Annotated in this window: 10 protein-coding genes and 1 pseudogene; 4 read left to right on the top strand and 7 right to left on the bottom strand. The window is 61.4% G+C overall.

Annotated features, from left to right (window positions below; all coding sequences use genetic code 11):
* On the top strand, window positions 1-3,577 hold a 3,577-nt coding region (locus tag ASD86_RS24385), incomplete at its 5' end, for an Ig-like domain-containing protein (protein WP_157477095.1).
* A gap of 10 nt (window positions 3,578-3,587) precedes the next feature.
* Window positions 3,588-7,388 (top strand): hypothetical protein, encoded by a 3,801-nt coding sequence (locus ASD86_RS24380; protein ID WP_200957306.1) that lies wholly within the window; start codon window positions 3,588-3,590, stop codon window positions 7,386-7,388.
* Between the two features lie 209 nt (window positions 7,389-7,597).
* On the opposite strand, the gene ASD86_RS24375 is transcribed toward ASD86_RS24380, so the two are convergent.
* Both ASD86_RS24375 and ASD86_RS27120 read right to left on the bottom strand, forming a co-directional pair.
* On the bottom strand, window positions 7,598-8,122 hold the full coding sequence (locus ASD86_RS24375) for a hypothetical protein (RefSeq protein ID WP_056116949.1): 525 nt from the start codon (window positions 8,120-8,122) through the stop codon (window positions 7,598-7,600).
* A gap of 339 nt (window positions 8,123-8,461) precedes the next feature.
* Window positions 8,462-8,827 carry a hypothetical protein gene (locus ASD86_RS27120; RefSeq protein ID WP_157477093.1) on the bottom strand — a complete coding sequence of 122 codons (366 nt, stop codon included), beginning with the start codon at window positions 8,825-8,827 and terminating at the stop codon, window positions 8,462-8,464.
* Between the two features lie 274 nt (window positions 8,828-9,101).
* On the opposite strand from ASD86_RS27120, the gene ASD86_RS24370 reads away from it, so the two are divergent.
* Entirely contained in the window at window positions 9,102-9,344 is a 243-nt protein-coding gene (locus tag ASD86_RS24370; RefSeq protein WP_056116947.1) for a hypothetical protein, read from the top strand.
* A 747-nt stretch (window positions 9,345-10,091) separates the two neighbouring features.
* Here ASD86_RS24370 and ASD86_RS27115 read toward each other — a convergent pair.
* From ASD86_RS27115 to ASD86_RS27105, 4 genes are all read right to left on the bottom strand, one after another.
* Entirely contained in the window at window positions 10,092-10,457 is a 366-nt protein-coding gene (locus tag ASD86_RS27115) for a hypothetical protein (RefSeq protein WP_157477091.1), read from the bottom strand.
* 96 nt (window positions 10,458-10,553) lie between these two features.
* Window positions 10,554-10,934 carry a hypothetical protein gene (locus tag ASD86_RS24365; RefSeq protein ID WP_157477089.1) on the bottom strand — a complete coding sequence of 127 codons (381 nt, stop codon included), beginning with the start codon at window positions 10,932-10,934 and terminating at the stop codon, window positions 10,554-10,556.
* Between the two features lie 175 nt (window positions 10,935-11,109).
* Window positions 11,110-11,313 carry a hypothetical protein gene (locus ASD86_RS27110; protein WP_157477087.1) on the bottom strand — a complete coding sequence of 68 codons (204 nt, stop codon included), beginning with the start codon at window positions 11,311-11,313 and terminating at the stop codon, window positions 11,110-11,112.
* On the bottom strand, window positions 11,310-11,546 hold the full coding sequence (locus ASD86_RS27105) for a hypothetical protein (RefSeq protein ID WP_157477085.1): 237 nt from the start codon (window positions 11,544-11,546) through the stop codon (window positions 11,310-11,312). The genes ASD86_RS27110 and ASD86_RS27105 overlap by 4 nt, the downstream gene beginning before the upstream one ends.
* A 172-nt stretch (window positions 11,547-11,718) precedes the next feature.
* Here ASD86_RS27105 and ASD86_RS28090 point away from each other — a divergent pair.
* Window positions 11,719-11,880 (top strand): annotated as a pseudogene (locus ASD86_RS28090) (transposase); the annotation flags it as partial.
* Window positions 11,881-12,475: 595 nt separating this feature from the next.
* Here the strand turns inward: ASD86_RS28090 and ASD86_RS27100 are convergent.
* Complete coding sequence (locus ASD86_RS27100; protein ID WP_157477084.1) at window positions 12,476-12,763, bottom strand: hypothetical protein; 288 nt, start codon at window positions 12,761-12,763, stop codon at window positions 12,476-12,478.
* Window positions 12,764-12,933 lie beyond the last annotated feature (170 nt).

Raw genomic sequence — 12,933 nt, 5'->3', positions numbered from 1 at the left:
TCAGATCTGCGAACTGCTCAACCCGACCAACTGCGACGACGCCACCGTGACCGTGACGGTCGACGCCGCGCCGATCGTGGCGGCGGACGACACCGGTACGCCGGTCAACGGCAGCACCGGCGGCATCGCGGTGACCGACGTGCGCGGCAACGACACCCTCAACGGTGTGGTCGTCACCCCGGCCGACGTCACCCTGAGCCAAGTCTCGTCGACCAACCCGGGCATCACCCTCGACACCGGCACCGGCGCGGTCAACGTCGCCGCGGGCACCCCGGCCGGCACGTACACCCTGGTGTACCGACTGTGCGAAGTGCTGAACCCGAGCAACTGCGACGACGCCACCGTGACCGTCACCGTCAACGCGGCGCCGATCGTGGCCAATGACGACACCGGCGCTCCGGTCAACGGCCGCACCGGCGGCACCGCGGTGGCGGACGTGCGCGGCAACGACACCCTCAACGGCAACCCGGTCGCCCCGGCCGACGTCACCCTGAGCCAGGTCTCGTCGACCAATCCGGGCGTCACCCTCAACACCGGCACCGGTGCGGTCGATGTCGCGCCGAACACCCCGGCGGGCACGTACACCCTGGTGTACCGCCTGTGCGAAGTGCTCAACCCGACTAACTGCGACGACGCCACCGTGACCGTGACGGTCAACGCCGCGCCGATCGTGGCGACCAACGATACCGGCGCGCCGGTGGACGGTCGCAGCGGCGGTGTGGCGGTGCCCAACGTGCTGGTCAACGACACGCTCAACGGCAACCCGGTCACTTCGGCCGACGTCGCCCTGACCCAGGTCTCGACCAGCAACCCGGGCATCACCCTGGATCCGGCCACCGGCGCGGTGAATGTCGCGCCCGGCACGCCGGCCGGCAGCTACACGCTGACCTACCAGATCTGCGAACTGCTCAACCCGAGCAACTGCTCGACCGCCACGGTCAGCGTCACCGTCAATGCCACCGTGATCGATGCGGTGGACGACGTGGTCGCGACCCCGGTCAACGGCAACACCGGCGGCACCAACGTGATCAACGTGCTCGCCAACGACACCCTCGGCGGCAGCGCGGTGAATCCGGTCGACGTCACCGTCACCCCGGTCAGCAACGGTCCGCTCACGGTCAAGGCCGATGGCGGCGTGGATGTCGCACCGGGCACCCCGGCCGGCACCTACACCGTCACCTACCAGCTGTGCGAGGTGTTGAACCCGAGCAACTGCGACACCGCCACGGTGACCATCACCGTCAGCGCGCCGGCCATCACCGCCACCGACGATCCCGCCGGCGGCACCGGTGTCACCCCGCAGAACACCCCGGTGACGACCAACGTGATCGCCAACGACACGCTCAACGGCGCGCCGATCGATCCGACCCTGGTCACGATCACGGTCAGCACCGACCCGAGCAACGGCACCGTGGTGGTCAACACCGACGGCACCATCACCTACACGCCGCGCGCCAACTTCAGCGGCACCGACAGCTACGTCTACACGATCTGCGAGAAGCTCAATCCGACCAACTGCGCGACCGCCACGGTCACCGTCACGGTGCAGCCGAACACGGTCACCGCGACGCCGGACACCGCCCAGACCAACCAGCAGACGCCGGTGACCATCAACGTGATCGGCAACGACAGCGTGACCGGCGCGCCGCTGGATCCGGGCTCGCTGACCATCGCCAACCCGCCGGCCAACGGCACCGTCACCTGCGCGGCCGGTTCGTGCACCTACACGCCGAACCAGTTCTTCGCTGGCACCGACACGTTCACCTACCGCGTCTGCGACACCTCGTCGCCGACCCCGGTGTGCGCGACCGCCTCGGTGACGATCACGGTGCTCGCCAATGCTCCGGTGCTGCGTCTGGTCAAGACCTCGGCGACCCGCGAGGTCAAGATCGGCGATCTGGTCCGCTACACCGTGCAGATCGAGAACGTCGGCGATTCGCCCGCGGTCAACGCGACCCTGGTCGACATCCCGCCGGCCGGCTTCACCTTCGTCGACAACTCGCTGACGGTGGACGACGACAACAAGAACGGCGTGGTCGCCAGCGCCAATCCGCTGCGCATCACCGGCATCGATGTCGGCATCGGCGGCAAGGCCACGGTCAGCTACTTCCTGCGCGTCGGCGCCGGCGTCGGCAAGGGCGTGCACAAGAACCAGGTCGCCGGTTACGACAACGGCGGTACCAAGATCAGTAACGATGCGACCGCCGAAGTGGTGATGGCGGGCGATCCGCTGCTCGAGGACAGCCTGATCGTGGGCAGCGTGTTCGACGACCGCGACAGCGACGGTTGGCAGGACCCGGCCAAGGCCACCGGCATCAAGGTGCAGGGCGGCTTCGCTCCGGGTGCCTACGTCGCCGGTTCGACCACGGTCGACCGCGGCCAAGGCCCGGTCGCCGAGCCCGACGCCAGCGCGCCGCTGCTGCACGGCATCGCGCTGGGCCGGATCGATGGCCGCAGCTCCGACGCGGTCTCGGCCGATCAGCACCAAGTGGTCGTGCGCCAGACGCTCAGCGCGCTGGAGTTCGCCGACGACTTCGTGCTGACCACCGACGAAGGCACCACGGTGCGGATGGACGCGGCCGGCAAGACCACGGTCGAGCGCAGCCGCGGCGACGCCGCCAAGGGCCTGACCGCGCAGGATCTGCAGGTCAGCCGCCAGGTCAGCCAGGGCGCGAGCGGTTACGTCGTGTCGTACACGATCCGCAACAACGGGGTCGAGGAACGCGGCATTCCGGGCGTGCGCATCGCATCGGTCGAAGGCTTGATCATGGAAACCGACGCCTACGGCCGTTACCACCTGGAAGGCATCGAAGGCGGCAACTCGGCGCGGGGACGCAACTTCATCCTCAAGGTCGACGCGGCCACCTTGCCGCCGGGCACGGTGTTCACCACCGAAAACCCGCGCGTGCGCCGCATCACCCAGGGCGTGCCGACCCGCTTCGACTTCGGCGTCAAGCTGCCGCCGGGCGAAATCGGCAGCAGCAAGTCGAACACCGACGTCGAACTGGGCGAGGTGTTCTTCGAAGCCGGCAGCGCGAAGGTCAAGACCGACTACACGCCGATGTTCCAGGACATCGCCGGCAAGCTGCGCGATGCCGGCGGCGGCAGCGTCACCGTCACCGCGCAGGCCGAGGAGGAGGCGCTCGCCTTCGCCCGCGCCCGCGCCGTGCAGACCGAACTGATGCGACAGCTCGAGTCCGATCCGGAACTGGCGCGCAAGGTGCAGGTCGACGTGGTCGCCGGTGTCGACGCGAGCCAGGCGCTGGTCAGCCTGGATCCGGCGATCCGCCTGGGCGAGGTGCTGTTCGACACCGACCAGGCCACGATCAAGCCGCAGTACAAGCCACTGATCAGCGAAATCGCCAAGGCGCTCAACCAACAGGGCAGCGGGGCGGTCGGAGTGATCGGCCGCGCCGACAAACGCGGCGCGGCCGCCTACAACGTGCAACTGGGTCTACGCCGTGCCAAGGCCGTGTTCGAAGCGATCTCGGCCGAACTCAAGCCCGAGGTGAGGCAGAAAGTGCGAGTTGACATCACTGACGACACCCAGGCGCCAGTCGGCGTGGGCAACCGCTGAGGACATGACCATGAAGATGAAGATGAAGCTTCTGGACATGACGCTCATTGGCCTGCTCTCGGCCGGTGCAGCCACGCCTGCGTACGCGCAGAAAGCCGGCGCCAACAACCCGACGCAGAACGCGCCGGCCCGAGACACCGGCCGGCGCACCACGTCGGTTCCGGTGGACTTGAGCTCGCTCGATAAACCGCAGCCGCAGACTGAAGCGCTGGAACCGGTGCCGCGCGCGAAGTGCGAAGGCAGCGAGTGCCGCAGCGACGAAGGCCTGCTGTTCCGCGTGCGAACGCGCGGCGAAGACAAGCCGGTGGCCGAAGGCGACGACGCCAACGCGCTGCAGGCCAATCGCCGCGTCGACGTGGTGCGCGAAAACCTGACCCCGGGCGCGGCCAAGATCGCCGGCAAGTTCCAGATCGACCTGCCCAACGGCGGCGTGATCTGGGCCACCGAAGATCCCACCCTCGGCCCGCCGGTGCTCAACGTCCAGGCCGGTTCGATCGCGCCGTTCGAGAACGGCCGCATCACCAAGCCGCTGCGTTTCCACGGTTACACCAACTACGCGTCGTTCATCGACAAGTTGCAGGTCACCGTCTACCGCGGCAGCGACACCGACCTGGTCACGCCGCTGGCCACCATCGACCTGCCGGTCGACAACGTGTCCGAGCAGGAGTGGGACGGCACCTTGCCGTCCAACATCAACCTGCTGGCCGGCGACGAACTGATCTACATCGCCCGCGCCTACGGCAAGGACGGCGCGTTCGACGAAATCAATCCGCAGCGCATCCAACTGGTCAAGCCGGAGGAATACGAACGCGGCGTGCAGATCCAGCGCGAGGAAGTGCAGCGCACGCTCGGTCAGGCGATCGACGATCGCGGCGCGCAGGACGTGGAGATCACCAGTTCGATCTACGGCACCAACGCGATCCGCATCCAGAACATCCCGGTGTACGGCTCGCGCGTGCGCATCTACGGCCGCGACATCCCGCGCGATGCGCAGCTGACCATCAACGACCAGACCTTCCCGATCGACCTGGAACGCAAGTTCGCCGCCGAGTTCCTCGAACCGGTCGGCCAACACACCTACGCGGTCAAGATCAAGAACCGCGGCGGCGGCGAGCTGGAGAAGAACCTCGACGTCAACGTGACCGGCAAGTACAGCTTCCTGGTCGCGCTGGCCGACGTGACCCTGTCGGAGAACAACGTCAGCGGCAACATCGAACCGCTGGCCGCCGGCGACAACGGCCGCTACGACGACAGCTTCATCAGCGAAGGCCGATTGGCGTTTTATTTAAAGGGGAAGGTGCAGGGCAAGTATTTGATCACCGCCCAGGCCGACACCCACGAAAACGAAATCAAGCGGCTGTTCAACGGCTTCTTCGACGCCCAGGCGCAGGACATCTTCCGTCGCCTCGACCCGAACCTGTACTACCCGGTGTACGGCGACGATTCGAATACGTACCGCGACGTCGACACCCAGGGCAAGCTGTACCTGCGCGTGGACTGGGACCAGAACCAGGCGCTGTGGGGCAACTTCAACACCGGCATGACCGGCACCGAGTACGCCCAGTACAACCGCTCGCTGTACGGCGCGGCGTTGAACTGGCGCAGCCGCAACACCACCGTGCTCGGCGATCCGAAGAGTGAACTCAAGCTGTTCGGCTCCGAAGCGCAGAGTGCGTTGGGCCACACCGAATTCCTCGGCACCGGCAACAGCCTGTACATGCTGCGCCACACCGACATCCTGCCGGGTTCGGAAAAAGTCACCGTCGAAATCCGCGACGTCAGCACCGGCCGGGTCGAATCGCGCGTCGATTTGAAGCGCGGCGCCGATTACGAAATCAACGACATGCAGGGCCGCATCCTGCTCAGCCGGCCGTTGTCGCAGATCACCCGCGAGAACGTGCGCACCCTGACCCGCGACACCCCGCTGGACGGCTATACCCAGCGCCTGCTGGTCGATTACGAATACGTCCCGGCCGGTTTCCAGGTCGACGACGTCAGCGCCGGTTTCCGCGGCAAGCAATGGTTCGGCGATCACCTCGCCGTCGGCGGCACCTATGTCGACGAAAACCGCAGCGGCGACGACTACAGCCTCAAGGGCGTCGACCTGACCCTGCAGGCCGGCCGCGGCACCTACCTGAAACTGGAAAAGACCCGCACCGAATCGACCGCCGCGCCGATCTGGTACTCGACCAACGGCGGCGTCGACTTCACCCGCATCAACCCGATCACCGGCGCCCGCCGCGGCGACGCCGACAAGGTCGAGGCGCGCGCCAACTTCAAGGAACTGGGCTGGACCCAGCTCGACTGGAGCGTCGGCGCGTGGTGGCGCGACATCGATCAAGGCTTCTCGATCTCGCGTTACGACAACGGCGAAGCGGTGCAGGAATACGGCGCCGAGTTCCTGGGTTACTTCACCGAGAACTTCAGCCTGTTCGGCCGCCACACCCGTCGCGAACGCGGCGACGAAGCGCTCGAACAGAGCCAGCTGACCGCCGACTGGCGCATCACCAACGACGACCAGCTCGGCGCCGAACTGCGCCGCGTGCGCGAGGAACGCAGCGCCAGCTCGCTGAGCCCGGACATCGACGCGATGCTGTTCGCGCTGAGCTACCGTCACCGCATCGGCTCGACCCTCGAGCTGTACGCGACCGGCCAGTACACGCTCGACGACGACGGCGGCAAGTACGACCGCAACGACCTGCTGACCGTGGGCGCGCGCTACCTGTTCGGCGACCGCTCCAGCGTCGGCGCCGAAGTCAGCAGCGGCAGCCGCGGCGAAGCCGGCAAGGTCGACGCCGAGTACCGCCTCAGCACCGATCACACCTTGTACGGCGCCTACACCTTCAGCACCGACAGCACGCAACGCGATCCGCTGTTCGACAGCGCCTTGCAGACCGGCTGGACCATCGGCCAACGCTGGCGCTTGAACAACCAGACCAACCTGTACAACGAAAGCCAGTTCCTCAAGGACCCGCGCGATTCCAGCGAAGGGATCATGCACACCTTCGGCATGGACTTTTATCCGGCCGAAGGCTGGAACCTGGGCTTCGCGGTGATGGACGGCGACCTGGAAGCCGCGACCGGTCACGTCGACCGCCGCGCCTACAGCCTCAGCGGCGGCCGCGTCGATCCCAACACCGACTGGTCGAGCAAGATCGAATACCGCAAGGACAGCGGCGCCGAGCGTCGCGAAGCCTGGGTCACCAGCAACCGCCTGTTCTACAAGGTCAACGAAGACTGGCGCATCGCCGCGCGTTTCCTGTACTCCGACATCAAGGACGAAATCGACGTCAGCCGCGGCGCCAAGACCGTCGAAGGCAACCTCGGCTTCGCCTACCGCCCGCACGACAGCTCGCGCTGGGCCGCGTTCGGCAAGTACGTGTACCTCTACGACCTGGCCACCATCGGCCAGGACGGCGGCAACCAGTACGACCAGCGCTCGCAAGTGCTGTCGTTCGAAGGCATCTACCGCATCGACGACAAATGGGAACTGGGCGGCAAGGCCGCGAGCCGTTGGGGCGACTACCGCATGGGCCGCGGCACTGGCCTGTGGCTGGACAGCCGCGCCGACTTCCTCGCCGGCCAAGTGCGCTACCACCTGATCGCCAAATGGGACGCCCTGGCCGAATACCGCTGGCTGGCGGTCAAGGACGGCGGCGACAAGCGCGGCTGGCTGATCGGCGTGGACCGCCAGATCGGCGACAACTTCAAGGTCGGCGTGGGCTACAACTTCACCGACTTCAGCGACGACCTGACCGATCTGGAATACGACAACAAGGGCTGGTTCTTGAATCTGGCGGGTTACTACTGACCGCCGGCTTCAACCAACCCGTATCCCCAAAAGGGCGCCCGCAACGGCGCCCTTTTTTGTACCCCGATCGCCGGACAGCGTCGTCAGCCCCCTGTAGGAGCGGCGCAAGCCGCGACCGCGACCAATCAACTACGTCGCCCCTTCCATCGCGCGCGAACACCGCCACACAGGCGCCGTGCATCGAACAGCGCCGCTCGCATTGCCCGACGTCAAACCTGCTCCAACGACCCGCCCGGCGTACGTCCCTCGGCCAAACCCCGACGGTACGGAAGGTCATCATTGAACTGCAGCACCACCCACGCCGCATCCGCCTTGATGCAGAAAAACACACAGTCGGACGCCGCCGGCTCGGGCACGGAATTCAGCCGGAAAACCTCAAGGCCGGTTCTTCCGTCCAGAATCGGCGAAATCATGTCCATCGCCTTGAACGACAGATAGGCCTGCAAATTCGACAGGTCGACATCGTTGGTTTGAGACGTCTGCCTGGCAATAAACGGCCGCATCCCAGTCTCAAGATCGCGCATCCCACGTTCAAGGCGTTCGACGCCATCGAATACGCAGCCCGGGTGCCAGTAGTAAAAATCCCTCAGGGCTTGTTCGATGCCAACGCCATCCTTCGCCTCGATGAGATACGCACAAGCACTGTATCTGCGCGTATTTCCGATCATCAAGGCGGCTCCATAAAGAAACCCATCCAGCCGCGCGACTTCCCACTGCGCTTCAATCAAGTTCATAGCGGTCGGGCCGGTTACGGCCACTGAACAATCGGGCGCAGTGTACGTCTTCAAGATCGTCAGCGACGGGCCACGCGTCCGAGCCAGTCCTGTTTGCTCGCCGTACGAGCGACCTGCTACTGGATTTCCTTGGGTCACAAGCCGCGACCGCGAACCTTCCGCCACAGCGAAACCTTCGGCACCATTCGACTGTCGCAGTCGCAGCTTGCGCCATTCCTGACCATCTCAATGCCATCCATATTTGCGCTTCACTAAGTGCCCACGCCGCGCCGGTGCGTCGCGGACTGGATTGGCATTTCGACTTCCCGGAGCCTTCACAATCTTGCGTTGTGGGATCATCTAGTACTTAAAGTGCGGCACTATTTCGTGCGGAATGCTAGCCTCAACTAGAGCTTTGCGGACTCCGAAAATCTCGGTGGCGCGACCTTTGAACACGGGCCCACTCGATGGTCCAAGCAGCATTCGGGCGGCTAAAAAATTGACCCCCAAAATCTCCGAAACAGCTTTAACTTGACGCTGATCGCGATGGTCGCCTCCGCTGATCATTATTTCGTATAGAGCGCTATCTCGCTTGATTTCCGAAAAGTAGGTGGTCACCACCGCCCAGTCGCATTGGGTGCAATACACACCTTGGGTGCTGCCCTGAATTCGCGCTTCCGACGGACCGCCACAACTGCCGCACACATAGCTGGCTTTCGTGTCCATCATCAAGTCCTGCTGAGTTTCAAAGGTGGTTGAGAGTCACGCGATTTCTCGTCGCGGTGGGATCTTAGTATCTACGGTCAGTGCGCGGTATCCACCGCCCAGCAATCCTGCTCGAATGCGCGCCGGACCCGTTGACACGTCGATTACCAGGTAGCAGTCTTGGTTTGGAGCCTAGAAACTCCTTACATAGCGGTCCCACCTCCGAAATGAGTGGAGTTTCCGCCTGTGCTTGTACGCAGCGCGGACCACCGAGTCTCGGATAGGAGCGCTGCTTATGTCTCGCAAGACCCAGCCCATTACGTGCGTGGGCGAAGTGATATTACCCATCGATGCATTCTTGGAATTGCAGGCATTCCGCGAGGAGTTGGTAAGTCTCGCGCGAACTATCGATCCCGCCACGACGTCGGGCCTAACGGCTCGCAAACCCGAACAATCCCGCCGCCGCGCCCTGGCCAAAGTCTTCCGGCTATGGGCCGAGCAAATGGATCGCAGCCTCAAGACGATCCGGTCGGCGTAACACCGCAGCGCCCCGACCGTCGTCGACCACGACGACGGCCGCACCGAGCAACCGACCGCACGCGAGGTGCCAACGCCCGCGCGTGCGTCGTTTTGGCCAAGGCTCGGACGAAATCATGCGCCGCGCGTAGCGACCGCGGCGGCGGGAGCCTTTCATCGCCCAAGGCCCCGCAGTTGAAGGCTTGCGCTCAGCCCCCAAAGGGCCAAGCGTCGAGCGCGCAACCGCGATCGCAAGGCTCGGAGCCTTGCGATCGCAGCCCCACGCTCGTATCGCAAAGTAAAAAGCTCCGCCCCCAGGGCTCAAAGGCTTGCGCTCGCAAGCCTTTTTGCCTCGAGTCCGGGCTGGGAGCCTTGCGCGAGCAGTTCCGAACTGGGCCCGCAGAGTCGTGAGCCCGGCGCACGCCACTTTTTGCCTTGCCATCGCAAGCCTCGGGGCCTTGCGACCGGGCCGGCGAGCTTGCGCGCAGGCCTCGGAGGCTTGCGACTGGGAATTGGCGCTTCAGCCGCAGGGCTGCGACGCTTGCGCATCCTTTGGGCGGCTTCAACGCCTATACGACGGTTCTCGGCGGAGGCGTGGCCCAGGCCAGTACTAAGCGGGCCGATAAATCAGCAAACCCACGCAACTGGTCCCGAAGCGACCAGAGGAGCATCGGAAAACAGGGGCCGAGTGCGCTTCTACGAAAAGTCCACTCTCGCTCCTGTTTCAAAAATACCACTCCGCACCTATTCCGCTGCACCTTCCATTATTTCACTCGGGTGCTATGTCAACTCCGACATCGATATCGATTACGGTCACTTCTCTATGCTCCCCGTTCGGTTGAACATGTAGCCATTTATCAGATTTTTCCATTTCGAATATCAGTTCGATGTGCAGATTTTTTGCTAGGGCGAGAGCCACGATTTGTTCGTCTATCTTATCTTTATCGGTGTATGTGACAAGGCACCCGCATTTGAATCCGACGTCAAATGTGGTGATCTGTGCGACCCCGGCGGTATTGGATGAGTAATATGGAACCGACGCAACACTAAAGCCCAAAATATCGCTTAGAGCCGCTGTTAGTATAAGTTCATCAACGTCTTCTTTTAAGAAAAATTGAAATTCTTGATTGCTCATTGTTTGCGCCTTAAGCTATTTTGGATTGATGTTAGGAACGCAGAAAGCAGGTGGGAAAGCGACGACCAGGGGTCAGGGCACAGCTTCTAGTTAAGATTAATGCTGGCCCTGTTCTCGCGCTACTTCCCTATTTGCTTGTAGGTCGCGAAGCTTTCTTATTTCCTTGGCAACGGTAGCGATTTTAATTTTTAACTCTGGCTCAGTGCCGGGGTGTCTCGATAAGATATAAATACAAGCGTCCATTAATCCCTCGAATAAGTCCAGCTCCGGCATCGTGTACTCTTCGCCCAGCAACGATACTCGGACGCCATCGAACTCCTCACCCGGGTCTGTCTCCGGGTCTTGGCCGAAAATGCATATATAGTCGTTGTATCCGAACCCAAATCTAGCTAGCGCATTGCTAACGGATTCAATAAAAAATTCTACCGGCAATACGAGAAAAGCATCTCGTGCAGCGTGTCTATTTTCGTTTGTCATGGGGTGGTTTCGAGGAGCGAGGCAAAGCAGGGGACAGGATTAAAAGCAGGGGCAGAGTGTGCTTTATAATTAAAGTCCACTCTGACCCCCGTTTTCGTAGGCCTCGCGCGCGAAAACTGGGGGGCAGACTTTTCCGCCCCCCTCAGCTCCTGTTTCCTTCGCCATCTCACAAGCTTTATCGTTCTAAATTATTAAGATTAAAGTCAATGCTTGAAAGATAGCTGTTCCACTCCTCAATGCTGAAACCGAAATTCTTGCCCGTTAGCCGCTTCAGCTGTTCGAGAGCATCGTCTCTTGTTAAATACTCCCGGCGTCTAGTAATTGGGATTTCCTGCTTCAGATTCTCAAATAAGCCGACTAATGGCAGTAGGCTGCTCATTCCTCTCGCTCCATATTCTTCAACGTCCACTCGACTAGCTTCCAGTTATCAATATACTTAGTGGAGGCGGCTTCTTGTTGCGGAGAAAGACCCCCTAAATGCCTTCTAACCCGCCATCGCGCGAGCCTTTCAACCAATTGTTCTTCTCGGGCGTAGAGAAGGCGGCCAAAATTTCGCTCAGGATTTAGAAAGGCTTCTTGAAAGGCGGCATCAAATCCCATTGATTTACTCATTTTATTGAATACTTGAGCATGCGCTATTTAGGGAAACAGGGGTCAGAGTGCACTTTTCTTAGCCTCGTATCCGTAATGAACCGATGGTGGTCGGCGCGAAACTAAAACAGGCTGTGTGTCGTCCCTGCAAGGATGCACAGTATGCCTCGACAGCCTAGAATTGACCTGCCCNGCGCAACATGTCGTTCAACGCGGTAACGATCGACGTCCGTGTTTCTTCCAGGACGTAGATTACTTTCGCTATTTGAGCGAGCTACGCGAACTGGCCGCGCGGACCGGTTGCGCGATTCATGCCTACGCACTGATGACGAATCACGTGCATTTGCTGCTCACGNGCGTTATGTCCGCTATGTAAATGATCGCTACCATCGCACCGGCACCTTGTGGGAAGGGCGGTATAAGGCGTGTCCGGTGGATAGTGACAGCTATCTGCTGCATTGCTATCGTTACATCGAGCTCAACCCGGTGCGCGCGGGGATGATCACCTCGCCAGGGGATTATCGCTGGTCCAGCTATCGCGCAAATACATCGGGCGAGCCGAGCACCTTGCTCACTTCCCACCCGGTCTATCTGAACTTGGATGCGGACGTTACAAGCCGTCATCAGGCTTATGCCAGCTTGGTTGCAGAGATACTAAACCCAGACGAAGTAACTCTTATTCGACTGCGACTGCAGCGCCAACACGCACTCGGCACTGACCGGTTTCGAGCCATCATCGAAGCCCAGTTGCAGCGGCGCGCAGGTCCGGCAAAGATCGGGCGTCCGTCTAAGGCTCAACTGGTTTCGGAGAGTGGATATGAAAGTTCACTCTGGCCCGTGTTTTCGCACACTCTAATCTCTGTTCTGCCTCTAGCGAGCGAGTCGGAAATTCTACATAGTCCTGTTTCGCCTCTTTCTATTTCCATTCTTGGTGGGGTGCAGTGCAAATACTAGTTTTGAAGTATTACGGAGAGGCGCGCCATTAATTTTGAAATGTCTCGACTCGTGCCTGTGCTGGAGATTATGTGGTATTCGCCCGTCTTTCTAAAATTGAATACGGAATCTTTGATTTCATTAAGAATAACGAGGTCTAATGAGTCAATTGCATTTTCAATTTCCGTGTCGGAATATTTTCCCGCACTTAACAGGATGGATGTGACTAAGTCGTGTGTGGAAAGGTCTAGCAGCTTGGCATCTGCGATGTGCTGCGCAATTTCATCGGAAAATTTACTATTCATAGTTAGCCTTTCTTGTCTTGGCGGAACTGCCAAACAGCTTGATCACCTACGTCCACTGCCTCCCAGTGGAAATTTCCGGGTTTGGAGTCACTGATTAAATCTCTATACTCTCGGGCGGACAGAAACAGGGGTCAGAGTACACTTTCCTTAGCCCCGTATCCGTCATGGAT

The organism is Lysobacter sp. Root690 (assembly GCF_001427785.1).
In the GTDB taxonomy this organism is placed as follows: Bacteria; Pseudomonadota; Gammaproteobacteria; order Xanthomonadales; family Xanthomonadaceae; genus Lysobacter.
This window is presented reverse-complemented; position numbering and strand designations above follow the sequence as displayed.

Bases quoted from the DNA above. Each gene is read 5' to 3' on its own strand.
- ASD86_RS24380 (WP_200957306.1), top strand. From the start codon at position 3,588: ATGAAGATGAAGATGAAGCTTCTGGACATGACGCTCATTGGCCTGCTC.
- ASD86_RS24375 (WP_056116949.1), bottom strand. From the start codon at position 8,122: ATGAACTTGATTGAAGCGCAGTGGGAAGTCGCGCGGCTGGATGGGTTT.
- ASD86_RS27120 (WP_157477093.1), bottom strand. From the start codon at position 8,827: ATGGACACGAAAGCCAGCTATGTGTGCGGCAGTTGTGGCGGTCCGTCG.
- ASD86_RS24370 (WP_056116947.1), top strand. From the start codon at position 9,102: ATGTCTCGCAAGACCCAGCCCATTACGTGCGTGGGCGAAGTGATATTA.
- ASD86_RS27115 (WP_157477091.1), bottom strand. From the start codon at position 10,457: ATGAGCAATCAAGAATTTCAATTTTTCTTAAAAGAAGACGTTGATGAA.
- ASD86_RS24365 (WP_157477089.1), bottom strand. From the start codon at position 10,934: ATGACAAACGAAAATAGACACGCTGCACGAGATGCTTTTCTCGTATTG.
- ASD86_RS27110 (WP_157477087.1), bottom strand. From the start codon at position 11,313: ATGAGCAGCCTACTGCCATTAGTCGGCTTATTTGAGAATCTGAAGCAG.
- ASD86_RS27105 (WP_157477085.1), bottom strand. From the start codon at position 11,546: ATGAGTAAATCAATGGGATTTGATGCCGCCTTTCAAGAAGCCTTTCTA.
- ASD86_RS27100 (WP_157477084.1), bottom strand. From the start codon at position 12,763: ATGAATAGTAAATTTTCCGATGAAATTGCGCAGCACATCGCAGATGCC.